Origin of the sequence: Pedobacter vanadiisoli (assembly GCF_042684385.1) — a bacterium.
In the GTDB taxonomy this organism is placed as follows: Bacteria; Bacteroidota; Bacteroidia; order Sphingobacteriales; family Sphingobacteriaceae; genus Pedobacter; species Pedobacter vanadiisoli.
Map to the genome: position 1 here is coordinate 237,289 of NZ_JBHULL010000008.1, position 24,535 is coordinate 261,823.

Genomic DNA, 24,535 nt, shown 5'->3' on the forward strand with positions numbered 1-24,535 from the left:
ACTAGATTGAACATTGTGATCTGATCATTAGCAATTCCTTAAATCGGTTAACTGCAAACTGGCAACTGCAAACTGACTTACCTCGGTATTTCAATTTTTTTAATAATCTGGCTTACAATATCGGTTGTAGTTAATCCTTCCATTTCTTTCTCGGGCGACAATAAAATTCTATGTGCCAGCACTGGTGCGGCTACGGCAATAATATCTTCTGGTGTCACAAAATCACGGTCTTGTATCGCAGCAAAAGCTTTTGCACTGTGTACAATAGCCAGCGATGCCCTGGGCGAAGCGCCCAGGTAAAGGGAGGAATTGTTGCGGGTTTCGGTTACGATTTTGGCGATAAACTCCAATAACTTCGGTTCTACAAATAAATTGCGGATAATGGCCCTTGCGTTTTGGATCTGTTGTATAGACAATACCGGTTTTACCTCGTTTAACAGCGTTTTATTCACTAAAGCATGTTGCGCGGTTAAAATGGCCGTTTCTTCTTCCAATGAAGGATATTTAACCTCGATTTTGAAAAGAAAACGATCTAACTGAGCTTCAGGCAAACGGTAAGTCCCTTCCTGTTCGATAGGGTTTTGAGTAGCTAATACCATAAAGGGCTCGTCCATTAGATAGGTTTGCCCATCAATGGTTACCTGGCGTTCTTCCATCACTTCGAAAAGTGCAGATTGCGTTTTGGCTGGTGCGCGGTTAATTTCATCGACCAGAATAATATTTCCGAAAATCGGACCTTTCCTGAATTCAAAATCGCCGGTTTTGGTATTAAAAATCGGTGTTCCCAATACATCAGAAGGCATCAGATCGGGCGTGAACTGTACCCTCGAAAATTGGGCATCGATTGATTTGGCAAGCAGTTTGGCACTTAACGTTTTTGCTATACCCGGAACGCCTTCAATTAAGATGTGCCCATCGGCAAGCAAACCAACAATCAAAAAATCGATCACCTGTTTTTGGCCTATTATGATATTTCCAAGTACGGTTCTAATCTGATTTACAGCTGTATGTAAGGCGCTTAAATCGGTACGGGGGTTAAACTGTTCTTGTTCCATTGCTTTGCGTAATTTTATAAAACTGTTCTATGCTTTCGTTTAAATTAATCAATTGTGTGTCGCTCAGATTGCCCATTGTGGGCGTCTGTATAAAATGTTTGGTTAATGTTTTGGACAGGGTTTCGTTAATTCCTGTTTTATCCATTAATAATTGGGCAAATTCACTGTCAATATCGTTGGTTTTAAGGTAATACCTGCTGCGCAGGTGCTCCATAAAGTAGTTGATTTTTTTTAGGGCCAAATCGAGGTTGTTACGTTCATTGTAGTACACGCTGCCAACTACATTAACAAAGGCCAATGACGAATTGGTAAGCGGATCGGCTATGGGGATAATCCTCTGTCTGCGCTTGATATCGTAGAGTACAAAAATAATCAGGCTGAAAATACTCAGATAATAAGCAAATTTAAGTTCCGGGTGTTTAAAAAATACCCGCAATACATCGGTTGTTACGTTTTCCTGTTGAGAAAAATACTCGTCAAAAATTACCTGGGTATTGCCCTGCAGGTAACTAAGGGTTTTTGCGGCGTATTCTGCCCCATATTTATTTAATAGGTTAAAATTGGTATAAAATCCCGGCTCTGCAATCAGGTATAAATACCCTTTTCCGTAACTGTAACGGATAAAGTTAGGCTTGCCATTTCCATTTACACCGAGTACAGTAGCCTTATTGGTATCAAGTTTATTGTAAAATTGACTGCCAATTCCCCTTTCGAAACCATAATTTGCCTCCGTTTTTAGATTTGGATTGGTAAAATTCAGTGTGCTGCCTTCGGCCGACATGGCGCTAGCTGCTTGTAGTTTAAGGTTTTTTTCTATTTTTCCCAGGTCGTAACTGGCAATAAAAACATCGTTACCGACCTTCATATAGTTAACCAACTGGTCGAAATCCGTTTTGCTGATCTCTGCTCTTTGGGTAATGATCAGATAGACTGTTTTATTAAAGTTTTTGTCCTTTAAAGTATTATAAATGGCAGTTTTAGATTGCTTGACATTGGCTTTTGGTAAAATATCCTTTATTCTATGGTACAAAATATAGGTCCCGTACGGGATTTTATCTTTTACAGCATAAGTGGGCGCCCAGTTTGTTGGGGTGGGTTTGTTATATTGGGCAACTAAATAAAAGATGACCAGGATAGAACCAATAATCAGATATGTTTTATAACCTTTCATTTAATCTGGTTGTTAAACTGGTTAAACGATTGGTTAATAGGGTCAAATTTTACTTCATCGATAGGGAAATCGCCATACCAGATGTAATCGAACTGAAGGGTAAGTTTACTGAAATCATTTCTAAGTTCCGGTTTATCGATTTCCATCAAATAATTGTAATTGGTTTTGTTAGGCTGCCAATTGATGATTTCGGCATCACTTAATTTTTTTAATGCCCTTAAATATAAAAGCCTGACGGCCAGTCGGAACTTCCTTTCGGCAACCAATCGCTGGAGCTCCTGTTCGTAATCAATCTCATGGATGTTTTCGGTAATTACATCATAGGGAAGAAAGGTTTCTTTTGATTTTTTTCTGAATATGTTCTCGGTCCCAATGCTTTTGATCACGATATAGAGGACTAGTGCTATGCCCAAACCAATAAAAATATACCTCGAAATTAAATTGGAGGCTGCCCCTTGAATCAATGAACCGATTAATCTCCAAAACAACATCCAGAATTTATCCCACCATGATAGCTGTTGACGGCCAACTTCATCATATTGAAATTCTTTCTGCTCTTTATAAATGCTGATGGAATCTTTATCAAATTTTGATGGTGTAATTTTAATACTGTCAATCCTGACTTCCTTAACCACAGGTTTAGGCTTAACCGTTTGTGCATTGCTGATTACCGGGATAAAAAACAAAAGAGAAACGAACAGATATCGGACAAAAACACGTTGCATTTTAATATTCTTCAGGTCTGGTATCTATAGGTTTTTCGGTATTGCCAAAATTGGAAATGCGGTCCAGTAGTCCGGGGTTTTCTTTCTGTTCAACCAAACTGAAATACATTAGAGAAATGGTAATGATCGGTATAATGGTAAATACCTGGCACAATGACTGCAAAACAGTTGTGATCATGGTAAGTGCTAAAGACATATGTGGCGTTTTATGGGTAAACATACCAATCATATTAAATAAACTTGTAGGTAAAATGACCATGCTCATACAGGCATAAACGATAATCCACACCACGATTAGTGTACCGAAGGTAATCCAAAAATTATCTTTAATAATTTTGAAGCTCCTGTTAAATGAATAATTTAATCCGCCATTTTCGATGACCATTATGGGGAATATCATGGCGATATATGGAAATAGCCAAAAGCCCGGTACAAGACAGAATAAAAAGGCAACACCTACCAGGATAAGTAATAAGATGGAACTGCCAAAAATCCGGAAAAAGTAATACTTAAAGAATCCCCATACCTCGTCGGTGGTTGGTGTTTGGTTCCCTTTCTGTACATATATGGCAATATAAGAAAGTATGGCAACACTCATGCTGGCATAGGTTGCCAAAGAGAATAAAATAGCTAAGAAATACTCTATTCCATATAAAGTTGAAAAACCTAAACCTTTGGTGTTTGCTCCATTACCAATGGTATTGATGATGTTAACCATTTTGTATTGCTGCAATAACATGGTTAACATACTGGCCAGTACGAACAAACCACAAAATGTAAAATATACTTTAATGAGGGGTTTGAAGTTTTGACGAATGAAGGTAAAAGTATCGTTAATCACCTGTCCAAAGTCTCTTCTTTTTCTAAATTCTAATTTCCCGGTCATGTTAATCTAGTGTAGGTAATTTACGGTGGATATTAATAGGGTAAATAATGACATACCATATGATGAAAGCAGCTGAAGATAATAAAATGATTATACTCAGCCACAAAGGCATTTCGGTATGCCTTGTGACAAAACTTTCAAAAAATGCTGCAACAATAAAAATCGGGATCAGGCCGATTACAATTTTTAATCCATCTTTGGCCCCTTTTAAAACTGAAGCCATGCGGGTATAGGTTTTGGGGAATAAAAAGCTATTGCCCAAAATTAAACCGGCAGCGCCAGCCAAAACAATAGCAGAAATTTCGAGCGTTCCATGGATCCAGATTACCAGGACAGATTGAAGGCCCAAACCTTTACTGAAAAAGAAATATTGGAAGGAGCCGAGCATCACGCCGTTTCTGAATAATGAGACAATAGAACCAAATGAAAATATAATACCCAAAACAAAAGTATATAGGGCAACATAAATATTGTTGGCGCCAATCTGCATAAACATCATAAACCCGTTATCCTTTTTATAAACCCCAAAAGGGTCGCCTTTAGCGATGTTTTCATTGGTCATGTTTACGTAAGTGTCGCCCATAATTAATCGCACAAAGGTATCATCGTATTTGGCTGATAATGCACCAATGGCACATGAAATTAGGAAAAATGCAAATGCATAAAATACCTGTTTTCTATGCTGTAGAAATATTAACGGAAGTTCAGTTTTCCAGAAATGGATAAACCGGTTTGATTTTTCCTTTTTGTTTTTGTAAACAGACTGGTGTAATTTAGAAGCTAAGCCATTAAGATAGGCCGTTGTTTTAGAATTTGGATAGAACGTTTTTGAATAAGCCAAATCGTTCGTAATCTCGATAAACTGATTGGCTACCTCATCAGGATTTGTTTGCTGCATGGAATCGTAATGCTGCCATTTCTCCGAATTCTGTTTAACAAATAATGCTTCTCTCATTTAAAGGCGTTACCAAATCTGGCGTTAAAATAGTTAATTTTTTATGGAAATAAAACCCAGGTATACCTTGTCTGTAAAACAAATCAGATTGCAGATGCACCATTTAAGCTTAAATATAGAAGAAAACATTAGGTGTAAAAAATTACCAGTTGATGTATCGAACTATCTTTAAAAAAAATTATGTTTGAATATGGATAGTATCAGGATTAGCACTGCTCAAAATATTGATATTGATTATGAAATTGCCGGACTTGGGGAGCGTATCGCTGCGAGGTGCATCGACCTTGCCGGATTTCTGGTAATTGCTGTAATTACACTTATTGTGATGGGCGCTGTATCAGCAAGTATGTCAGGTAGTGCGGGCATGGTTGTCCTGTTTGTTTTCTTAGCGATTTTTGTTTTTTACGACCTGGTTTGCGAGATCACCATGGATGGGCAAACCTTTGGTAAAAAGGTGTTAAAAATAAAAGTAATCAGCATAGATGGCACACAACCCACTTTTGGCCAGTATATTTTTAGGTGGTTATTCAGGATGATCGATTTCGGCTTTCCTTTTGGCTGGGGTGTTGTAGCACTGGTTTCGGTAGCTGTAACCAAAAATCATCAGCGATTGGGCGATATATTGGCCAAAACCACGTTGATTAAAACAAAGCCGCGTACCGGGTTTTCAAATGTAGCCTTTAGCTTTAACCTGCCTGAAGAATACGAACCAAAGTTTAAAGAAGTGCTCCATTTAAACGATCGGGATATAGAATTGATCCACGAAGTATTAACGGGCTATTACCAGACGGGAAATGCCGAACTGATTTATGCCATGGCGGCTAAAACCAAAGAACATATTGCTGTAACACTCCCGAGTGAGATGAACGAGCTGCAGTTTTTAGAAACGGTGTTAAAAGATTACAACTACTTAACAGCCAGTATAACCGTTTAAAAGCATTAGCTGAAAAACATTTTGTGTATGTAGGAGAGCATGACAAAGTTACCCACTGCGATGACCAGTATTTTAAAGATCAGGGAATGCTGTTTAACCTTCAACAGATACAACAAACCAACGGATAGAAACAGAAACAACAATGGGATAGTTGGCGGGTAAAGCGACCAGCTTTTGGATAAATCGCCCTGCATCAGGGCAATCAATGATCTTTGAAAGCCACATCCAGGGCAATCGAAGCCAGTTAAGGCTTTAAATGGGCAGGTGATTAAATGATTTTGCAGCCAATCAAACAGGTTGATTGCGCTGCAAAATGTAAATATGATAAACATCCTGGATTAAACTACCGGTGGAGGAGTGTCATTTGGATTATTTTGATTGCCGAATGGTTTGTTAAACGGATTATTTGGGTTATTGAAAGGATTATTCCCAAAACCCCCGTTTTGCGCTTCTGCTGCAGATGGGCCTAAGTATGTTGCTGGACCAAAGCCTAAAATTGGCCAGAAAATATATGGGAAAATAACCAAACCAACAGTAAAACCCTCTGATTTACCAAAACTTTTACTTAATAGGTTGGTGGCCCAGATCCCAAATACAATGTTTACGCAAGGAATAAGCAACCATAATACCCAGATCATTGGTTTACCAATAATTTCAAGCAAAATAATTAAGTTGTAAATAGGAATAATAGCTGCCCACCCTGGTTTGCCTGCTTTCTCGAATGTTTTCCACATTCCTGCAATTAAAAGAACAATGATTGCCAGGTAAAAAATGCCGGCTACTACACCAATGCCCGCGGCTACTCCGCTTGATTCGTACTCATTCATAGTTTAACTGTTTTTAAAGGTGATTAATTTAAATAGTTAAACTAAAGTAATTTTTTTAATTTAAAAACAAGATAAATAAGGGGTAATTATTTCAATACATTGGCCACTTTTGGAAACAAAGTTTCGGCCCACTGTCCGTACATTTTAGCACTTGGATGCAGGCCATCAGCAGCGATCAGCGAAATATCCGTAGCTGCATTTCTGGATGCTGGTGTAATGTTGGTATAGCTTATACCTGCAGCAAACGTGATTTCCTGATTTACAGCATTAAAACTATCAATTTCAGCGGCAATAGTTTCTGGTGGCCTCCCTGAGTTCTTTCCGAAAGGAGTAACGCCCCAATCGGGGATAGATACCACAAAAACCCTGTTTTTATTACCGCCTGCATAAGTAATTGCTGTTTGCAACAATTCTGCAAACTCTTTTTTATATGTGCTGATCGGATAACCACGGTACTGGTTGTTAACGCCAATCAAAAGCGTAACAAAACTAAAGGTGCCGCTTAAATTTTCTTTTTTAATGGCAGCCTGGAGCTCGTCGGTTGTCCAGCCTGTAGTTGCAATAATTTTAGGATTGGCCACTTCACTGCCTTTAGCTTTTAATAAATTCTGAAGCTGATAAGGAAAAGACTCTGCCTGTTTTACCGATTCGCCAATGGTATAAGAATCGCCAAGGGCTAAATAGGTGAAATTTCCTGTTGTTTTTGATGGATTTGTGGCTGGATTGATTGTCGGTTCGTTAATCATGGGCGCTTGTTTTGTGCAGCCCGAAGTTAATAAAGAAAATAAAATAGCACTTAATAAGATCTTCATATGTCAACTTACGAAGTAGTCTTGAACTTAGTTTTATTTTAGGGCACTAATTAATTTTTGTCTAAAAGAAGCATCAGTGATTAGGCTGGCTTCAAAATTTCCAAAATTGCGACCAATCATTACATTTTCTTTTTCGGTTAGGTTGTTAAAGAAAAATGCACAGGATAATTGAGCGTTGTTTTTGTCTGTGACATAGAAGGCATCCGTTGAGATAAAAGCCGTTGATCCACCTTTCTGTCCTAAATGTTTAAAAGCCGCTTGATTACCTGGATATGCCATTGGCCATTCCATTAGCTGGTCTAATATAGCTTGGACATTTGGCTCGAAATAATTTCTACTGTTAATTTTCTGCATTATGCCTGCATAATCAGCAGTAGTTGAAGCGACCAACCTGTCTGACCATACTTTTTGAATTCCGAATGACAAGTTTGCGGCATGGAACGTTTTGATAAACGTTGAGTCTGTTTTTAATTTGATATGATTGGCTTCGCATCGTTTTATATATTCCTTCGTTGACATGGCCTCCAATTTCGCTATCCATTTTTCCTCATCAATATTTGTAGGCTTAAGGCAGGTCATCAATGCTCCGGCAGTAAAATAGTAGTACGGACTATGTTGCTGAAGTTTTAGTGCTTTAATATTCCTGTTAATATTTGCTAGGCCTAATAAATCTTCAAGATATTCTGTATTGGCATTTGAGCTAAACCTGATCATGCCTTGGGCAACCTGCAATAAAGAAACGCTGTCAGCCTTTGTCTTTCTTAAAGATTTAAGCCATGCCGGATGTGCACCGCCATCGGTAAATGGAATATAGTATTTGCTTAGTTCGCTTATTGCTATATTTTGGTTTGCATTAAGTTTTTTGGCAGCTACCTGATTAGAAAATTCGATTGCAATAATTGTTTTAGCTGCACTAGCCAACGGCATTAGATGATTGCCATTAAAATTGAGTGCTTCCTTACTGTTCTCAATAAGTACAATCGAAGCTTTTTTAGGATTATTCCTGATAAATTCAATTACTCCATCTAGGTTTTGCGCAGAAACATGAGTAGTAATTAGTGCCAGTATAAAGGTAAGTTTGTTCATTTAAGTCAGCTCCATTTTGAAAAGTTCGGCAATATGGTTTTTCAACTTGCCTTTCACTTCCTCCATATCCGGTTTGTAACCCAATTCTTTTGCCAGAGAGGTTACCGCCTTGTCATCAATACCACAGGGAACAATATTTTTAAAATAATCTAAATCTACATTTACATTAAAGGCAAAACCGTGCATGGTAACCCACCGACTGCAGCGAACGCCCATCGCACATATTTTACGGGCTTTTTCATTGTCGGCATCTAGCCAAACACCTGTATATCCCGGGTAACGGCCAGCCTGAATGCCATAATCTTTTAAGGTAAGGATTACGGCCTCTTCCAGGGTGCGAAGGTATAAATGGATATCGGTAAAGAAATTATCAAGGTCAAGAATAGGATAGCCTACTATCTGCCCCGGACCATGGTAGGTAATGTCACCGCCACGGTTTATTTTGTAATAGGTAGCCTCTTTATCTTTTAAACCCTGTTCATCCAACAATAAATTCTCTGGGTGACCACTTTTGCCCAAGGTATACACATGCGGATGTTCGCAAAAAATAAGGTGGTTAGGCGTAGGGTTTTGGGTGTTGTTTACCCGGTTTTCGGTTTTAATGGCCACTGTTTTATTCAATAGGGCTTCCTGCTTATCCCAGGCTTCCTGGTAATCGGTTAAGCCCCAATCGATAAAATTGGTAGGTATTAAACCTGCTGCAATCACTTTTTCTGCTGTCTCGTTCATCGCGGTATGTTTTAAGAATTGCTTGCTACATAACCCAACATGTAGCCATCTTTGGTTTTAAAATAATTTACGCTGAGCTCACGGGTGCCGTTAGGAAGCTCAACTATGGCATTTAAAGAACCTTCTTTTTTAAGTTTAAAAGGTTTGATGTGGATATGCTGCTTAAATTCAAGCCCTTTTTTGCCATGCCATTTATAAATGGCCTCTTTGGCACACCAGGCTACATATAAACCTTCTGTATTATCGCCAATCTGTTTTTGAGCAAGTTCCACGTCGCTCAGAAACTTATGCTTAATGCTCTTTATTTTGTGTTTGATTAGCTCAATATCCACACCAACAGGATGGTCTTTGCTGATCATTACAGCGGCATAATCGAAAGAATGGCTTAACGAAATATGATAATCGAAATTAACCAGGTAAGGTTTACCATGTTCATCAAACTGGCAATCTATGTATTCATTGGTGTTAAGCATTGTTCTCAACAAAAGCCTCGTGCTTAGCCAGTGCAGTAGTCTTTTTCCGCTGTTTAATGAAGATATGATATCGCGTTCATGCTGCTTAAGCTGCAATCCGGCCAATAGTTCCTCTTCTGTTTCCTCAATTTTCCAGATTGCTAAAACGGAATGCTGGTCAATATTTTTATTGTAAACAATTGGCATTGATTAAATTGGAGATTACATGTAAAATTATCTTAAATAAATGATAATTTAGGCCAAAAATACGCATAAAAATGATATTATCTGATAGCAGGATATTAGAAGAAATTGAGAAGGGTACCATCATCATTGAGCCTTTTAAACGCGAATGTTTAGGAACCAACTCGTATGATGTTCATTTAGGGAAATACCTGGCTACTTATAAAAGTCGTGTGCTTGATGCCAAGGCGCACAACGAAATCGAACATTTCGAAATTCCTAAAGATGGTTATGTGCTTTATCCGGGTACGCTATACCTTGGTGTTACCGTAGAATATACTGAAACGCATGGGCATGTGCCTTTTTTAGAAGGTAAAAGCAGTACGGGCCGTTTAGGTATCGATATCCACGCAACTGCCGGTAAAGGCGACGTTGGTTTTTGCAATACCTGGACGTTAGAAATATCGGTAGCACAACCGGTAAGGGTTTATGCCGGGATGCCCATTGGCCAGTTGATTTATTTTGTTGTTGAGGGTAAGATCGAAACGATGTACAATTCGAAAGGTAATGCTAAATACAACAATAAAACTACCAGGCCGGTTGAAAGCATGATGTGGAAGAATAAGTTTTAAATTTGTTTAATCGGGGCTGCACACCGCCAAGAACTACAATCCGCTCATTTCTCAATCCTAAAATTATTTTTTTATAAGGAGCGGAATGCTAGTGCAAAACAGCAAGTTTCTTCCCGTTTTACGCTTATACGCTTCGCTTCCTCGTTCCTCGTCGCTGCAGGGTAACGCTTCACCGGGGCTAAGTGGCCAAAACAGCATTTCATTTTTGAGGATTGCAGGGTGCACAAACCTTTGTTCCTAAACCCGATTGTAGCGAACACGGAGTGCAACGAAGTAAAGCGCAAAGCGGGGCTGATGTTGCCAAGTATTACTGACTGTTCATTTCCAAAACATTGATACTTTCTTTAGGGGAAATGAAAGATTGCTTTAGCCCAACCATTTAATAAATTGAAGCATTTTTAGCATGGTTAACTAAAAACTTAGAAGTCGGACTAAATTTCACGGTATCTTCATAAAAATATGCCTTAGGTTTTGTACCTTGACGTGTATTTACTTGTTACCTAACCACATGAAACTCAAAATTACTCTCGCAATCAGTTTTCTATCTCTACTTATTGTTTTTGCTGCATTTAAAATGGATGATGAGCCTTTTGCTCAGCTCTTACAAAAGTTCGAAGATTACACCAGCAAATATCCACAAGAAAAAGTTCACTTTCATTTAGATAAACCTTATTATGCTATTGGAGACGATGTTTGGTTTAAAGCCTATGTCGTGAATACCAAAACCTCAGCACCTTCAAATATCAGTAAAATACTGTACGTAGAACTGATCAATGAAAAGGATTCGATAAAAAAACAGGTTAAACTGCCCATTATGGGAGGGATTACCTGGGGCGATTTTAAGTTGACAGATTCGCTTGGCGAGGGCAATTATAGGATTAGGGCCTATACCAATTACATGAGAAATTTTGGCACCGATTTCTTTTACGATAAGACAATTAAGATCGGGAATAGCTGGGCTAACAAAGTTTTTACAAAAACCACTTATAACTTTACAAAAGAGAACAATGCCGATAAAGTTACGGCTACGGTTCATTTCGAAGATAAAAACGGCATAGCCTATAGTGAAAACGAGGTAAGTTACGACGTACAGCTAGATTATCGTTCGGTTGCCAAAGGCAAGGTAAAAACCAGTTTAACCGGCGATGCCGTGATCAGTTTTACCAATAACCAGTCTTTCCTAAATAAATCAGGGAAAATTATTGCTAACATCACGCTACCCAACAAACAAAAAGTGATCAAATCTATCCCGATCACTTCTACATCTAACAATGTTGATGTACAGTTTATGCCTGAAGGCGGGACGCTTGTTGAAGAACTGCCACAAAAAGTTGCCATTAAAGCTGTTAATGCCGATGGTCGTGGCGAAGATGTAGAAGGAGCTATAGTGGATGAAAGCGGAAATGAGGTAACCAACTTTGCAACCAGTTATCTGGGCATGGGAAATTTTGTGTTTAACAATCAGGCTGGGAAGCTATATTCGGCAAAGGTTAAATTTAAGGATGGATCGGAAAAAACATTGAAGTTACCTGTAGCCGTAAAAAGTGGTTATGCACTTTCTGTAAATGCTTTAGATACGGGTAAGGTGGTGGCTAAAATTATGTCCGGCGCCGATCTTGTTAATGGCAATGAACTTAAGGTTGTTGCTCAAAGTGGAGGTAATGTATACTATGTTTCGAAGGCTAAAATGGATAAACAGGTACTAATGGCCAATATTCCCAAAAAAAACCTGCCAACCGGTATTGTTCAGTTTACTTTATTTTCGAGCAGCAACCAGCCTTTGGCAGAACGATTGGTTTTTATTAAAAACAAGGCCGATTTAATTGATGTATCGCTCAATGCTTCAGGAGTTTCTACTTCAAAAAGAGGGCAGTCTGCTTTTACTTTCGATGCCACCAATAATAGCAAACCTGTTTTAGGTAGTTTTTCGGTTGCGGTAACCAATACCGCAAAAGTAACGCCTGATGAAAATAATGAGTCGAATATTCTTACCTCGCTGTTACTCACTTCTGATTTGACCGGGTATGTAGAAAAACCGAATCATTATTTTTTAAAGGATGATCTTCAAACGCAAAAGGAACTCGATAACCTGATGCTTACGCAGGGATGGAGAAGATTTCTTTGGAAAAACATCATCAACGATGTTGGCCCCAATATTACCTTTAAGCCCGAGCAATCTATTACCATTAGCGGAACGGTAACAAAAGGTAATAAACCTGTGCCTGGCGGCAAAGTAATGCTTATGGCTACGAAAGGAACCGTGTATATTTTAGATACCGTAACCAATGCAGAAGGAAAATTTGTTTTCGATAATTTAAGTTTTGGAGATAGTACCAAGTTTGTGGTACAGGCGAGGACGAAAACAGAACGTAAGTTTGTAGATATTAACCTTGACGTGGTGCCCGGGCAGATTGTAACTAAAAATAAAAACGGGGCTGATATCGACATTAACGTGAACAATAGCCTGATGAGGTATATCAAAGAAAGCGACAATTATTTTAACGAGATGACCCGTTTAGGTTTACTAGAGCGGACTATTAAACTTGACGAAGTAACCATTACCGAAAAGAAAAATCCGGCTAAAAACTCTTCCAACTTAAATGGAGCCGGTAGGGCCGATTTTATATTGACAGCCGATCAGTTATCTACCTGTGTTACTTTATCCCAATGCTTGCAGGGCCGCTTACCCGGTGTAATTTTCAGAGGAAATGTACCTTATTTAATGCGCAGTCAGAATATACCCATGAGTATTATTGTTGATGGTATGCGCATGGAAGCCGATTTTTTAGATAATGTTGTTCCAAACGATGTAGAATCTATAGAGCTTTTAAAAAATATAGGCAATACTGCAATTTATGGTTCGCAGGGTAGTGGGGGTGTAATTATCATTACCACCAAACGTGGCGATGGGGGTACAAGTACTGCTCGCTATGCTCCTGGTATTGTAACCTTTAACCCAAAAGGTTTTACGGTTTCAAGAGAGTTTTATTCGCCAAAATATGATGCAGGAAACTCAAATAGTAGCAGGGCTGATTTAAGAACAACTATTTATTGGAATCCACAGGTTGTTACAGATAAGGATGGGAAAGCACAATTCGAATTTTATAGTGCGGATGAGCCTGGAACCTACCGTGTAGTAATAGAAGGAATAGATGCAGCAGGTCATTTAGCAAGAAAAGTGTATACTTATGATGTTAAATAGAGAAAAATAGATAAATTTGAATTAGTATGCATGCATAGTTTATGCTTTGATATATTTTATATCTTGATACTAAAATACCTTAATCTTGATGCTATTTAACTATGAATACAATAAAAGTAAGTGTTAAAGACCGTTTGGCAACTATTACCTTAAGCAGGGGTAAATCGAATGCCTTAAACCGCGAATTGATTACCGAGCTGGATGATATGCTTAAAAATATTGCAGCCGATGATAATATCGGCGGCGTAATTTTAACAGGAACTTCCCCATTTTTTTCTGCCGGGTTAGATCTGATAGAACTATATAACTATAATGAAGAAGAAACAAAATCGTTTTGGGAGTTATTTTTAGGCTTCATTGCCAATCTGATTTCCTTTAAAAAGCCAATGGTAGCCGCAATAAGCGGGCATAGCCCTGCAGGCGGCTGTGTAATGGCTTTGGCTTGCGATTACCGTATTATGGCCGAAGGGCAGTACATTATTGGCTTAAATGAAGTGCCGGTAGGGATTATTGTTCCAAATAGTATTTTTCAGTTGTATGCCTTTTGGATTGGTAAAGCCGAAGCCACCCGCAGCTTACTTTCTGGCAGGTTGTATAATCCCGAAGAAGCTTTAAAAGTGGGTTTGGTAGATGAACACGTAAAGAACGAGAGTTTGTTAACTGCGGCCGAACGTAAAATAAAAAAATACATGGAACAGGAAAGCAATACCTGGTCGCAAAGCAAATTGAATATCCGCGAAGAACTCATTGCTGCGGCTTCTGCTGACCAATCTGCTGCTTTAGAAAAAATGCTGGCCCAATGGTGGTCTCCTGCAACGCGTAATATTTTAAAAACCATTTTAGCCAACCTGCAGCGGAAGTAAACCCGGTGTTAACAGCTGGCAATTCGCATGAACGGTAAACAGTTTCAATAATTAACTGATTAACCCGCTCACACAATTAACCGATTTCAACAACTAACCAGTTAATCAAATATTATGTTCAGTTATAATTCACCAATGCTCAGAGAGGATGCTTTAAAGGGAAAAACCATCGTAGTTACAGGTGGTGGAACCGGACTTGGGAAAGCAATGGGCGTTTATTTTTTGAAGTTAGGCGCTAATTTAGTGATCACCAGCCGTAAACAGGATGTACTACAAAAAACTGCCGATGAAATGGAAGAAAAAACCGGCGGCAAAGTATTGGCTGTAGCTTGCGATGTGCGGGAGATTGGACAGGTAGAAAACGTACTGGCAAAAACTTTAGACAGATTTGGTTCGGTTGATGTATTGTTGAATAACGCAGCCGGAAATTTTATTTCCCCAACTGAGCGTTTATCTGCAAATGCATTTTCATCTATTATCGATATTGTATTAAAGGGAACGGTTAACTGTACACTCACTTTTGGCAAGCACTGGATTAAGGAAAAACAGGCTGCCACAGTTTTAAATATCATTACTACTTATGCTTTTACAGGCTCGGCATATGTTGTGCCATCTGCTTGTGCAAAAGGCGGCGTTTTGGCTTTAACCCGATCGTTAGCGGTTGAATGGGGCAAATATGGTATCCGTACCAATGCTATTGCACCAGGACCATTCCCTACAAAGGGCGCTTGGGAACGTTTATTACCAGGCGACCTGGCCAAAAAATTCGATTTTAAAAACCGTGTGCCCCTAAAAAGGGTTGGCGATCATCAGGAACTGGCTAATTTAGCTGCATTCCTGGTTAGCGATTTTTCGAGCTACATTAATGGGGAAGTCATTACCATTGATGGTGGAGAATGGCTACAGGGGGCCGGCCAAATGAACGGCCTGGAAGCTATTCCTAATGAAATGTGGGATATGCTCGAGCAAATGACGAGAAGCGCGAAGTAAATATTCCAACATTTCAACCTGTAACATTTCAACGTTCAGAATTTCAACATTCCAACACTAATCCTATCTTTGCCGGTATGAATATCTTACTTTTAGGTTCAGGCGGCAGGGAAAGTGCATTCGCTTGGAAAATAAGCCAGTCTTCGCACTGTGATAAACTAATAATTGCTCCAGGTAATGGTGGTACAGGAGCTTATGGTACAAATATTAATATCAATGTAAATGATTTTGATGCCATTAAAAAAGTAGCACTTACCGAAAACATCGAACTGGTTGTAGTAGGTCCCGAAGAGCCTTTGGTAAATGGTATTCACGATTTTTTCCTTGCAGATAAAGAAATCGCACACATTCCCGTAATCGGACCTAAAAAAGAAGGTGCCATTTTAGAAGGAAGTAAAGATTTTTCTAAACAATTTATGGAGCGTCATGGCATTCCTACGGCGGCTTCAAGATCTTTTACCCCCGAAACTTTGGAAGATGGCCTGGCTTATCTGCAAAACCATGCCCTGCCGGTTGTTTTAAAGGCAGATGGTTTGGCAGCTGGTAAAGGAGTATTAATATGTACCGAAACTATCGAAGCCCAGGAAGAATTAAAATTGATGCTTGGAGGTAAATTTGGTGCAGCTGGCGCAACAGTAGTTATTGAGGAATTTTTAAGCGGGATAGAACTTTCGGTATTTGTTTTAACTGATGGCGAAAATTATATAACGCTGCCTTCTGCTAAAGATTATAAAAGGATCGGCCAGGGCGATACCGGCCTAAATACCGGGGGTATGGGATCGGTTTCTCCTGTTCCTTTTGCTACACCTGAATTTTTGGCCAAAGTAGAAGAACGCATTATTAAACCAACAATAGAAGGTTTAAAGAAAGATAATATTGATTATACTGGTTTCATCTTTTTTGGTCTGATCAAAGTTGGAGAAGAACCATTTGTGATCGAATACAATGCGCGTATGGGCGATCCTGAAACCGAAAGTGTAATCCCTAGGATCGAGAACGATTTGGTAGAACTATTTTTAGCTACGGCTAACAAACAGTTAAACCAGGTTAATCTGGTTATTTCTGAGCAGACTGCAGCTACCGTAATGATTGTAGCAGGTGGCTATCCGGGCGATTACCTAAAAGGTAAAGCCATTACAGGAATCGAAAACCTGCGTCATTCTAATGCATTCCATGCCGGAACATTGTTAGAAAATGATGTGGTGAAAACAAACGGAGGAAGGGTAATTGCCATTACCAGTTTACAAAAAGATCTGTTTACTGCTTTACAATCGGCAACCGCTGATGCCGGCCGGATTTATTTCGATGGGAAATATTTCAGGGAAGATATCGGCTTTGATTTGATTTAACCAAAGTGTTTATAAAAGAAACCCGCTGATCGATTAAAATCAGCGGGTTTGTTATTTTCATCCAGTTAACCCTGTTTATCAGGGGTGGCATCTTAATAATAATTCTTATTTCGATTTACTGCCTAATAATTCTTGAAGTTTATTTTGTAAAGCTTGTTCTCTTAAGTCTTTAGCAACAATTTTACCTGTTGGATCAATTAAGAAATTGGCAGGGATTGAGCGGATGCCATACATTTGGGCTACCTCGTTATCCCAAAATTTTAAATCAGAAACATGTGTCCATGTTAATTTATCATCAGCAATTGCTTTTAACCAGGCATCCTTTTTACCCGGACGATCTAACGAAACGCCTAAAACAGTAAAGCCTTTATCTTTAAACTTATTGTAAGCGGCTACCACATTTGGGTTTTCCTGACGGCATGGACCGCACCATGAGGCCCAAAAATCAACCAATACATATTTACCTTTAAAATCAGATAATTTTACGGGTTTACCAGTAGTATCAGCCTGTTTAAAGTCCATCGCTAGTGCGCCAATAGCTGTTTTTCTTCCCGCCTCAAATATTTGGGCAATTTTTTTGCCTGTGTAAGAGGCTTTAAGCTCAGGCGAAAGTGCTTCAAAAGCTTTCTCTGCTGCGGCCGCCTGATCAGGATCTGAAGCCAGCTGGTTAATTGAATTTAAGCTGATAAATGACTTTGGATTGCTGTTGGCAAACTGTAGTAATAATGGAGGCATCGCTGCGGCTTCTTTTTCATAACGAGCACTCAAGGCTTCCATAACGGTTTTATCTCGTTTTTGCTCAGGCGTGTAAGCTGCATATTCTGCATTAATTGCAGCAAGTTTATCTGCTACAGGTTTTGTTAATGTTTTTAACTTTTTTGCGTCATCATTAACAATAGAACCTGTAATTGTTGCCTTCTTTAAAGAATCTGCTGCAGCCAGTTTTATATTTCCTGGCTCCACATATAATGATAAAGCGTCTAATTTTTCACCTTGTGCGGGGCGGTTTACGTAAGGGTTTTTATTTAAGAAAAGACTTCCTTGAGCAGGGCCAGCAAGCGTTCCTTTAAAAGCAAAAGCACCATTTGCTACAATTGCCGAATCGGTAATGCTTTTTCCCTCTGTCTGATAAATAAGGTAAACCTTATCTCCGGTTTTTAGGCCCTTTATGTCGCCATTAACTGTAAATGGCTTCTGGGCCAATGCTGCAAGTGGCAATAAAGCCATTGCTGATAATAATATTTTTTTCATGTGGGATAAGTTAATCGTTCTCCAAATATAGAAATCTGTACCGCTTAAACGCATATAGCTATGTAAAATTATAATAGATTCTGTATCAGAACATCACTTTCATAATTATTATACCGTTTTAGTTTGTTATACTATCGATTTCCAGCTTAAATATTTTATACTGGCTACGTTTTTGGTCCTCCAAGCCACCATAAATTAATGTTTTTTTACTTTCTGGGGGCTGGCATTTAACTCAAATTTATCAAGATTTTTGAATAAATCAGATGTAATGGTTTGCGTTGCTTTAATTTCAAATGCCGAAAAGCCAACTTTGAAATTACATAGCTTAACTTTGAAATTGCATGGGTTTAGTTTAATTTTTGGTAGGTTCGCCACCACAGATCGGGCATTTCTCCGTTAACAGCGGTTTGATAATCATCGTACCTGCAGGGCACCAGGTGGTAGCGCTCATTTTTAGATTGCCCTGATGGATAAGGAACCTGCATCCACCAACGGTCTGATTTCTTACTCTTTACAAATATCATCTCTCCCGAGCCATCCTTTAAGCTGGTACGGTAAATCATAAACTGCGATTTTGGTGTTAATGGGAAATCCTTTTTGCGGGCGTAAAATCCTTCAACAAAATACCATACCATTTGGGCAAGTAAAAAAGCTGTTTGTCCGTTGTTATCGTAAGCAGGGTTAAATTCATAAAAGCCAATTGAGGTTAGTTTGTCGTTCATACCCGCATAACGGGCAATCCGGCAGGCTTCTTCCCCGTCAAAACCGTTTGGCGTAGTATTGGCATTTGCTGCAGCATCGGCAGAGCGGATAGCGCCCATGTCAAAACTGATCATGTTTGCATTGCGTATAATGGGTTCTGTTAAAGTAATATCCTGTGCAAATTCGCCCAAACGGTGTACATCGAAATACAATTTATCCATTACGCTCAAACTTTCCTGATTTACAAAATAAGTTTGGTAGCCTACATTGCTAAAATTGAACAGGTAATTGGGCTGGTGCAGAAAAATTTTGTTCAGGTAACAGTCAGATCGGGTAGCAATGCCTTCATGGTCATCGTCGCCTATATCAAACTGGTTGTCAATAACCACCAGGTCCACCTTCTGCTCCAAATCTTCATAACCCAGGTACTGGCCGTAGGTTAAATCCTGCCCACCACCGATAATAATCGGGATAATATTTTTTTTGACCAGTTCAGAAACCACCATTTTAATAGCGATATAGGTATCGGCAATGGTAGCACCATGTTTAATGTTGCCTAAATCAGCAATCCTGCTGCTAAAAGCACCTTCATTGAGTTTGTAAAATTTTTCCCTGAAATAATCTGGTGCAAGAGCTGTGCCTTCATTATTAACGGCACCTCTTCCATCAAGCACCCCAAAAATAGCCAAATCGTAGGTGTGTTCCTCAAAATCGGGAAACGATTCGGTGTAAATATGTGCTTTTAACCCCAACTGACTTGTAAAAAATCCTTGTTTGGGTGTAAAACGATCGGGGTTTATTGGGGAAAAGAAATCCGTTAATGACATATATTTAAAACTCTCGGCTCAAATATCTATTTTTGAATGCGTATTTCCACATATAGCCCGAAAAAAATAAAATGATACTGGTAACCGGAGGAACTGGATTTTTAGGATCTGAATTAATTAAACAGTTAACTGATAAAGGTTTAGCTGTACGGGCGCTAAGGCGGGAAAATTCTAAAATTCCAGTACTGATCCAAAATATATCGCTGATCGAATGGTTCGTGGCTGATATCAATGAACCCGCTGCTTTAGAAGACGCCTTTGGGGGGATTACCAAAGTGTATCACTGTGCCGCATTTGTATCCTTTAATCCTAAAGATAAAAAACAGCTTTTTCACGTCAATATCGAAGGCACCTCGAACATCGTTAACCTTTGTATAGAAAATAATTGCAGGTTGTTGCATGTAAGTTCGGTTGCTGCGCTCGGTAATGCTAAAAAAGGTCAAAAAATAAATGAAAAAGACTTTTGGGAGTACGATGCCAATGCCCATGCCTACGGATTATCCAAATATGAAGGCGAAATGGAAGTTTGGCGCGGCATAACCGAAGGTTTAGAGGCCATCATCGTTAATCCATCGGTAATTATCGGTAAAAATGCAGGTTTTGAAGGAAGTGGTGCCATTTTTAAATTGGTAAAGGGTGGTTTCCCTTTTTATACCGATGGGGCATCGGGTTTTGTTGATGTTGAAGATGTTGCCAGAGTAATGATTTTATTAATGGATGCATCGGTTTCAGGAGAACGGTATATCATTTCTGCCGATGATTACCATTACAAGACCCTCTTCAGCGAAATTGCACAGGGTTTTGGGGTTAAGGCACCTGCCAAAGAAGCAAAGCCATGGATGCTTGGGATAGCTTGGCGTGCCTTGAAATTTGTGTCTGTTTTTACAGGAAAAGAGCCCTCCATTACAAAAGATGCCGCAAAAAGTAGTGTAACCTTAAGTTATTATAACAACGATAAAGTAAAATCGGAAACTGGAATAGTTTTTAAGCCTGTTGCCGAAAGCATAAAAGAAATTACCCAACATTTAAGATAATGCCCAAACAAAAAGCCTATTACATCATCGATTTTGATAGTACCTTTACGCAGGTCGAAGCACTTGATGAACTTGCCAGGATTTCGCTCAAGAACCACCCCGATAAAGAAGCGATTTTCCAGAAAATAGAAGATTATACCAATTTTGCCATGGAAGGAAAACTGTCCTTCTCTGAAAGTTTAGCACAGCGGGTTAAGCTGCTCGAAGCAAATGAAGATCACTTAAAACAGCTCATTAAGCATTTAAAAAAGAAAGTTTCAACCTCTTTCTCACGTAATGCCGAGTTCTTTAAAAAACATGCCGACGAGGTTTTGATTGTTTCAGGTGGATTTAAAGAATTTATTACACCCGTAGTGAGCCAATATCACATTAAAAAGGAAAATATCTACGCCAATACCTTTGTAACCACAGGCGATGGTAAAATTATTGATTATGACCATGCCAATCCATTAAGTGAAGAAGGCGGAAAAGTAAAACTGCTGCAGCATTTAAAACTGGAAGGAGAATTATTTGGCATCGGCGACGGTTACTCTGATTTTCAATTGCGCGAAAGTGGCATTATTAATAAGTTTTTTGCGTTTACAGAAAATATTGCCCGCGAGAGCATTGTTTCAAAAGCCGACCATGTTACACCAAGTTTTGACGAGTTTTTATATGTAAATGACCTGCCGAGGGCCATTTCTTATCCCAAAAACAGGATTCTTTGCCTGGTAATAGGGGAGGTTGATCCTTTAACCATTTCTATCCTTAAAAACGATGGTTTATCCATCCGTCATAAAACCTCTTTTGAAGAAAAATATGTAAAGGATGTAGGGATTATCCTTTTGGCTAATGGCGAAAAAATAGATAGAGAGCAGTTAAAAAACGCCGCTAAACTGAAAACCATCGGTTATTTAGGTAGCGCAAAAAATAAAATAGACCTGAACCTCTGCACCAAGCAAGGTATTGTGGTTTTTGACGATCCAAAAAACAATCCGCGTAATATCGATTTTATCCCTAAACGTGTGGCCGATTTTATGAATACCGGAGCTACTTATTTGAGCAGTAATTTCCCGAACCTGCAATTACCAAAAATCGAGAAATCACATCGTTTAATCCATATCCACAAAAACGTGCCGGGGATTATGGCAAAAATCAACACTGTTTTTGCCAAACACGATATCAATATCGTAAGCCAATTTTTAATGACCAATTCTGAAATTGGTTACGCCATTACCGATATTAATACCCAGTATGATAAACAGCTGTTTAAATCGCTTAAAAAGATTGAGCAGACGATAAAATTCAGGGTGTTGTATTAATAATAGTGTGGTTTTGAAAGCTTTGACAACCTTCCTTGCAATGCACTAAAAGGTTGTCAAAGCAGCCAATTATTGCCTAACGCCTTTTCAGCAACAAATGTTTTGGCGCCCCGATCATTTGCGATTTATAAATGCCGGTGTGGCCCGAAAATAAATAAGCCGTAACACAAGCCAGTGCGATATAAATGCCAGGTGCGGTACCAAAGAGCTCAACGCCCATAAAAATACAGGCCAGGGGGGTATTGGCTGCCCCTGCAAATACGGCTACGAATCCCATTCCTGCCAACAAGCCAAAAGGCAAGGGGATAAAGAAACTTAAAAAGCTTCCCAATGTAGCCCCGATGAAGAAAAGTGGCGTTACTTCGCCACCTTTAAAACCCGCACTAAGTGTAAGGGCCGTTAAGAATAATTTGATGGCGAAAGTATAATACGCTTCCTGCTGTGTAAAGGCTTCAGAAATAACCGGGATACCTAACCCGATGTAGCGTGTATTGCCGATCAGGTAAATGATTGCAATTAACATGATCCCGCCAATAAAAGGTCTCAGGGGAGGGTATTTGATCTTCGAAAAAAGACTGGATAGTGCATGATTTAAAGCAGAGAAACTCCTCGCGGCAAGGCCAAATAATATGCCGGCGCCCAATGATAGTAAAAGGTTAACCCAATCCATTTCGGGTATAATGGATATGGTATAATGTGTGTGGCCAACCCCCCAGGCCTTACAGGCATAATCTGCAACAACTGCGGTAATAAATGAAGGCAGAATGGAACTATAGGTTAAACTCCCTACTACGAAAACCTCAAGCCCGAATACCGCACCGGCCAAAGGCGTGCCGAAAACAGAAGCAAAACCGGCACTGATGCCGCAAATAAGGATAACTTTTCTGTCCCTTGCCTTTAGTTTGAACAATTTCGTAAACTGATCGGCAAAAGCACCTCCAATTTGTACCGCCGTACCCTCTCTACCTGCCGATCCACCGAATAAATGGGTAATAATTGTACCTGTAAAAATGAGCGGTGCCATAATAATGGGGATTATTTTTTTTGGCGACTGTAGTTCTTCAATTAACAGGTTATTCCCTTTTACTACAGCCGTGCCCCAATAATGGTAAGCCAGACCGATCATTACACCGGCCAGGGGCAAAAAAACGATAATCCAGACGTGTTGCTCACGGTAGTCTGTTGCCCAGTTTAAGGTACTTAGAAATAGGGCAGAGGTCGAGCCAATAATCCCACCAAGCAGGCAGGAGACACAAAGCCACTTAACGGAGCTGATTAAAAGTAAGCCGAAATCGTGTTTAATAAAGGCTTTAATAGACAGAAGAAACCCTTCTGTGATGTTTTTAACAGGCATTTAAAATCAATTTTAATAAAAATCGTAGGAGTCATCAGCCTGTTCGGGCGGTTTTGGCGGCACCCCATCGCCATCTTTTCAAATGTATAAAATTTAGTTATTTGTTGCAAAATCTTTATCACCTTTGTACAGCTAACTTTAAACCATGGATTTCACACCAGAAATAAAAGACAAACTAAACCGATTACAGGAAAAATACATGGCGATGGGTCAGGATATGGCATCGTACCTAGACGGCTTGTTATATGCCGATTTCCTTACCTACTGGGATTATATCCATTTGGATACCTTATTGAGCCTGCAGAGCCCTAAAACGCCGTTTCCGGATGAAGAAATTTTTATCATGTACCACCAGATTACGGAACTTTATTTTAAGCTCGCCTTACACGAATGCAAACAGCTGGCAGAGCACGAAAATTTAACCGTAGAGTTTTTTACCGCACGTGTAAAAAGAATCAATTCTTATTTTAATGCTTTAACCACTTCGTTCGATGTAATGGTTGATGGAATGGAGAAGGAGCAGTTTTTAAAATTCCGGATGTCTTTATTGCCTGCCAGTGGATTCCAGTCCGGCCAATACAGGATGATCGAGATCTGTGCTACCGATTTTATCCGCCTGGTAGATAAATCCAAACGGGAAGAATTAAGTACAGCCACTATCGAAGAGCAGTTCGAACATATTTATTGGAAATTTGGGGCGACCGAACTGGCTTCGGGCAAACAGACCCTCACTTTGAAACAGTTTATTAAGAAATATGCTGCCCAGTTTTTACAATTAGCAAAAGATAGGTCCTTAAACAATTTTTCGGCACTATATCATGAACTGCAACGCAAAGGAGCCGACGTTTCAGCACTTGCTGAAGAATTACGCAAGCTGGATCTGTATGTGAATGTGGAGTGGCCTTTATCACACTATAAATCGGCCGTACGCTATTTAGAGAAAGATCCCGTCGATGTTGCCGCAACAGGCGGAACCAACTGGCAGAAATACCTACCCCCGCGTTTTCAGAAAAGAATTTTTTATCCGTTCCTATGGACAGATGAACAGATGGAAGAATGGGGAAAAGGATGGGTGCTTAGTGTACTTAAAACACTCAAAAACAAAGAATAATATTGGAAAAAACTATTAAAAAAGCCTCTTTTTTATTAATTTGCACGAAATAGTTAATGACAGAATGAGTGAGTTGTTAAATTAGGGAATGAGCGGGCAAAATA

Annotated in this window: 23 protein-coding genes and 1 riboswitch; of the genes, 9 read left to right on the forward strand and 14 right to left on the reverse strand. The window is 39.3% G+C overall.

Annotated features, from left to right (window positions below; all coding sequences use genetic code 11):
• Nucleotides 1-77: 77 nt before the first annotated feature.
• The 5 genes from ACFSR6_RS09650 to ACFSR6_RS09670 are packed head-to-tail and all read right to left on the reverse strand — an operon-like array spanning nucleotide 78 to nucleotide 4,792.
• Nucleotides 78-1,055 (reverse strand): AAA family ATPase, encoded by a 978-nt coding sequence (locus tag ACFSR6_RS09650; RefSeq protein WP_379078148.1) that lies wholly within the window; start codon nucleotides 1,053-1,055, stop codon nucleotides 78-80.
• Nucleotides 1,036-2,226, reverse strand: coding sequence for a DUF4350 domain-containing protein (locus ACFSR6_RS09655; RefSeq protein ID WP_379078150.1), 1,191 nt, complete (start codon nucleotides 2,224-2,226; stop codon nucleotides 1,036-1,038). Before ACFSR6_RS09655 ends, ACFSR6_RS09650 begins: the two co-directional genes overlap by 20 nt.
• Nucleotides 2,223-2,951, reverse strand: coding sequence for a DUF4129 domain-containing protein (locus tag ACFSR6_RS09660; protein WP_379078152.1), 729 nt, complete (start codon nucleotides 2,949-2,951; stop codon nucleotides 2,223-2,225). Before ACFSR6_RS09660 ends, ACFSR6_RS09655 begins: the two co-directional genes overlap by 4 nt.
• A gap of 1 nt (nucleotide 2,952) precedes the next feature.
• Nucleotides 2,953-3,837, reverse strand: a complete 885-nt coding sequence (locus ACFSR6_RS09665; protein ID WP_379078154.1) for a hypothetical protein — start codon at nucleotides 3,835-3,837, stop codon at nucleotides 2,953-2,955.
• A gap of 1 nt (nucleotide 3,838) precedes the next feature.
• On the reverse strand, nucleotides 3,839-4,792 hold the full coding sequence (locus tag ACFSR6_RS09670; RefSeq protein WP_379078155.1) for a stage II sporulation protein M: 954 nt from the start codon (nucleotides 4,790-4,792) through the stop codon (nucleotides 3,839-3,841).
• A 190-nt stretch (nucleotides 4,793-4,982) separates the two neighbouring features.
• Here ACFSR6_RS09670 and ACFSR6_RS09675 point away from each other — a divergent pair, with 190 nt between their 5' ends.
• Nucleotides 4,983-5,726: an RDD family protein gene (locus tag ACFSR6_RS09675; protein ID WP_379078157.1), complete on the forward strand. Its 744-nt coding sequence runs from the start codon at nucleotides 4,983-4,985 to the stop codon at nucleotides 5,724-5,726.
• 5 nt (nucleotides 5,727-5,731) lie between these two features.
• On the opposite strand, the gene ACFSR6_RS09680 is transcribed toward ACFSR6_RS09675, so the two are convergent.
• From ACFSR6_RS09680 to ACFSR6_RS09705, 6 genes are all read right to left on the reverse strand, one after another.
• Complete coding sequence (locus tag ACFSR6_RS09680; protein WP_379078159.1) at nucleotides 5,732-6,058, reverse strand: DUF2752 domain-containing protein; 327 nt, start codon at nucleotides 6,056-6,058, stop codon at nucleotides 5,732-5,734.
• A gap of 6 nt (nucleotides 6,059-6,064) precedes the next feature.
• Nucleotides 6,065-6,553, reverse strand: a complete 489-nt coding sequence (locus ACFSR6_RS09685) for a DUF5684 domain-containing protein (protein WP_379078161.1) — start codon at nucleotides 6,551-6,553, stop codon at nucleotides 6,065-6,067.
• An 86-nt stretch (nucleotides 6,554-6,639) separates the two neighbouring features.
• Entirely contained in the window at nucleotides 6,640-7,299 is a 660-nt protein-coding gene (locus ACFSR6_RS09690; RefSeq protein WP_379078162.1) for an SGNH/GDSL hydrolase family protein, read from the reverse strand.
• 99 nt (nucleotides 7,300-7,398) lie between these two features.
• Complete coding sequence (locus ACFSR6_RS09695; protein ID WP_379078164.1) at nucleotides 7,399-8,451, reverse strand: serine hydrolase; 1,053 nt, start codon at nucleotides 8,449-8,451, stop codon at nucleotides 7,399-7,401.
• Nucleotides 8,452-9,180 (reverse strand): lipoyl(octanoyl) transferase LipB, encoded by a 729-nt coding sequence (gene lipB, locus ACFSR6_RS09700; protein WP_379078166.1) that lies wholly within the window; start codon nucleotides 9,178-9,180, stop codon nucleotides 8,452-8,454.
• 11 nt (nucleotides 9,181-9,191) lie between these two features.
• Entirely contained in the window at nucleotides 9,192-9,839 is a 648-nt protein-coding gene (locus ACFSR6_RS09705) for a 4'-phosphopantetheinyl transferase family protein (RefSeq protein ID WP_379078168.1), read from the reverse strand.
• A gap of 71 nt (nucleotides 9,840-9,910) precedes the next feature.
• Here ACFSR6_RS09705 and dcd point away from each other — a divergent pair, with 71 nt between their 5' ends.
• The 5 genes from dcd (at nucleotide 9,911) to purD (ending at nucleotide 16,851) form a co-directional block, all read left to right on the forward strand.
• Entirely contained in the window at nucleotides 9,911-10,447 is a 537-nt protein-coding gene (dcd, locus tag ACFSR6_RS09710; RefSeq protein ID WP_183766116.1) for a dCTP deaminase, read from the forward strand.
• 508 nt (nucleotides 10,448-10,955) lie between these two features.
• Nucleotides 10,956-13,649, forward strand: a complete 2,694-nt coding sequence (locus ACFSR6_RS09715) for a carboxypeptidase-like regulatory domain-containing protein (protein ID WP_379078170.1) — start codon at nucleotides 10,956-10,958, stop codon at nucleotides 13,647-13,649.
• Between the two features lie 101 nt (nucleotides 13,650-13,750).
• Nucleotides 13,751-14,512: an enoyl-CoA hydratase/isomerase family protein gene (locus ACFSR6_RS09720; RefSeq protein WP_379078172.1), complete on the forward strand. Its 762-nt coding sequence runs from the start codon at nucleotides 13,751-13,753 to the stop codon at nucleotides 14,510-14,512.
• 114 nt (nucleotides 14,513-14,626) lie between these two features.
• Nucleotides 14,627-15,502, forward strand: coding sequence for an SDR family oxidoreductase (locus tag ACFSR6_RS09725; RefSeq protein WP_379078174.1), 876 nt, complete (start codon nucleotides 14,627-14,629; stop codon nucleotides 15,500-15,502).
• A gap of 77 nt (nucleotides 15,503-15,579) precedes the next feature.
• Nucleotides 15,580-16,851, forward strand: coding sequence for a phosphoribosylamine--glycine ligase (gene purD / locus ACFSR6_RS09730; RefSeq protein WP_379078176.1), 1,272 nt, complete (start codon nucleotides 15,580-15,582; stop codon nucleotides 16,849-16,851).
• Nucleotides 16,852-16,956: 105 nt separating this feature from the next.
• Here purD and ACFSR6_RS09735 read toward each other — a convergent pair whose 3' ends face one another.
• Both ACFSR6_RS09735 and ACFSR6_RS09740 read right to left on the reverse strand, forming a co-directional pair.
• On the reverse strand, nucleotides 16,957-18,102 hold the full coding sequence (locus ACFSR6_RS09735) for a redoxin domain-containing protein (RefSeq protein ID WP_379078178.1): 1,146 nt from the start codon (nucleotides 18,100-18,102) through the stop codon (nucleotides 16,957-16,959).
• Nucleotides 18,103-18,449: 347 nt separating this feature from the next.
• Complete coding sequence (locus tag ACFSR6_RS09740; protein ID WP_379078180.1) at nucleotides 18,450-19,631, reverse strand: formimidoylglutamase; 1,182 nt, start codon at nucleotides 19,629-19,631, stop codon at nucleotides 18,450-18,452.
• A gap of 71 nt (nucleotides 19,632-19,702) precedes the next feature.
• Here ACFSR6_RS09740 and ACFSR6_RS09745 point away from each other — a divergent pair, with 71 nt between their 5' ends.
• Both ACFSR6_RS09745 and ACFSR6_RS09750 read left to right on the forward strand, forming a co-directional pair.
• Nucleotides 19,703-20,665 carry an NAD-dependent epimerase/dehydratase family protein gene (locus ACFSR6_RS09745; protein WP_379078182.1) on the forward strand — a complete coding sequence of 321 codons (963 nt, stop codon included), beginning with the start codon at nucleotides 19,703-19,705 and terminating at the stop codon, nucleotides 20,663-20,665.
• Nucleotides 20,665-21,966 (forward strand): HAD-IB family phosphatase, encoded by a 1,302-nt coding sequence (locus ACFSR6_RS09750; RefSeq protein WP_379078184.1) that lies wholly within the window; start codon nucleotides 20,665-20,667, stop codon nucleotides 21,964-21,966. Before ACFSR6_RS09745 ends, ACFSR6_RS09750 begins: the two co-directional genes overlap by 1 nt.
• A 76-nt stretch (nucleotides 21,967-22,042) precedes the next feature.
• Here the strand turns inward: ACFSR6_RS09750 and ACFSR6_RS09755 are convergent, their stop codons facing one another.
• Complete coding sequence (locus ACFSR6_RS09755) at nucleotides 22,043-23,320, reverse strand: voltage-gated chloride channel family protein (RefSeq protein ID WP_379078186.1); 1,278 nt, start codon at nucleotides 23,318-23,320, stop codon at nucleotides 22,043-22,045.
• Nucleotides 23,321-23,338: 18 nt separating this feature from the next.
• Nucleotides 23,339-23,401, reverse strand: a riboswitch (Fluoride riboswitch).
• Nucleotides 23,402-23,465: 64 nt separating this feature from the next.
• On the opposite strand from ACFSR6_RS09755, the gene ACFSR6_RS09760 reads away from it, so the two are divergent.
• Nucleotides 23,466-24,431 (forward strand): tryptophan 2,3-dioxygenase family protein, encoded by a 966-nt coding sequence (locus tag ACFSR6_RS09760; RefSeq protein ID WP_379078187.1) that lies wholly within the window; start codon nucleotides 23,466-23,468, stop codon nucleotides 24,429-24,431.
• Nucleotides 24,432-24,535 lie beyond the last annotated feature (104 nt).

Coding starts and splice junctions, on each gene's coding strand:
- ACFSR6_RS09650 (WP_379078148.1), bottom strand. CDS start 1,055: ATGGAACAAGAACAGTTTAACCCCCGTACCGATTTAAGCGCCTTACAT.
- ACFSR6_RS09655 (WP_379078150.1), bottom strand. CDS start 2,226: ATGAAAGGTTATAAAACATATCTGATTATTGGTTCTATCCTGGTCATC.
- ACFSR6_RS09660 (WP_379078152.1), bottom strand. CDS start 2,951: ATGCAACGTGTTTTTGTCCGATATCTGTTCGTTTCTCTTTTGTTTTTT.
- ACFSR6_RS09665 (WP_379078154.1), bottom strand. CDS start 3,837: ATGACCGGGAAATTAGAATTTAGAAAAAGAAGAGACTTTGGACAGGTG.
- ACFSR6_RS09670 (WP_379078155.1), bottom strand. CDS start 4,792: ATGAGAGAAGCATTATTTGTTAAACAGAATTCGGAGAAATGGCAGCAT.
- ACFSR6_RS09675 (WP_379078157.1), top strand. CDS start 4,983: ATGGATAGTATCAGGATTAGCACTGCTCAAAATATTGATATTGATTAT.
- ACFSR6_RS09680 (WP_379078159.1), bottom strand. CDS start 6,058: ATGTTTATCATATTTACATTTTGCAGCGCAATCAACCTGTTTGATTGG.
- ACFSR6_RS09685 (WP_379078161.1), bottom strand. CDS start 6,553: ATGAATGAGTACGAATCAAGCGGAGTAGCCGCGGGCATTGGTGTAGTA.
- ACFSR6_RS09690 (WP_379078162.1), bottom strand. CDS start 7,299: ATGATTAACGAACCGACAATCAATCCAGCCACAAATCCATCAAAAACA.
- ACFSR6_RS09695 (WP_379078164.1), bottom strand. CDS start 8,451: ATGAACAAACTTACCTTTATACTGGCACTAATTACTACTCATGTTTCT.
- lipB (WP_379078166.1), bottom strand. CDS start 9,180: ATGAACGAGACAGCAGAAAAAGTGATTGCAGCAGGTTTAATACCTACC.
- ACFSR6_RS09705 (WP_379078168.1), bottom strand. CDS start 9,839: ATGCCAATTGTTTACAATAAAAATATTGACCAGCATTCCGTTTTAGCA.
- dcd (WP_183766116.1), top strand. CDS start 9,911: ATGATATTATCTGATAGCAGGATATTAGAAGAAATTGAGAAGGGTACC.
- ACFSR6_RS09715 (WP_379078170.1), top strand. CDS start 10,956: ATGAAACTCAAAATTACTCTCGCAATCAGTTTTCTATCTCTACTTATT.
- ACFSR6_RS09720 (WP_379078172.1), top strand. CDS start 13,751: ATGAATACAATAAAAGTAAGTGTTAAAGACCGTTTGGCAACTATTACC.
- ACFSR6_RS09725 (WP_379078174.1), top strand. CDS start 14,627: ATGTTCAGTTATAATTCACCAATGCTCAGAGAGGATGCTTTAAAGGGA.
- purD (WP_379078176.1), top strand. CDS start 15,580: ATGAATATCTTACTTTTAGGTTCAGGCGGCAGGGAAAGTGCATTCGCT.
- ACFSR6_RS09735 (WP_379078178.1), bottom strand. CDS start 18,102: ATGAAAAAAATATTATTATCAGCAATGGCTTTATTGCCACTTGCAGCA.
- ACFSR6_RS09740 (WP_379078180.1), bottom strand. CDS start 19,631: ATGTCATTAACGGATTTCTTTTCCCCAATAAACCCCGATCGTTTTACA.
- ACFSR6_RS09745 (WP_379078182.1), top strand. CDS start 19,703: ATGATACTGGTAACCGGAGGAACTGGATTTTTAGGATCTGAATTAATT.
- ACFSR6_RS09750 (WP_379078184.1), top strand. CDS start 20,665: ATGCCCAAACAAAAAGCCTATTACATCATCGATTTTGATAGTACCTTT.
- ACFSR6_RS09755 (WP_379078186.1), bottom strand. CDS start 23,320: ATGCCTGTTAAAAACATCACAGAAGGGTTTCTTCTGTCTATTAAAGCC.
- ACFSR6_RS09760 (WP_379078187.1), top strand. CDS start 23,466: ATGGATTTCACACCAGAAATAAAAGACAAACTAAACCGATTACAGGAA.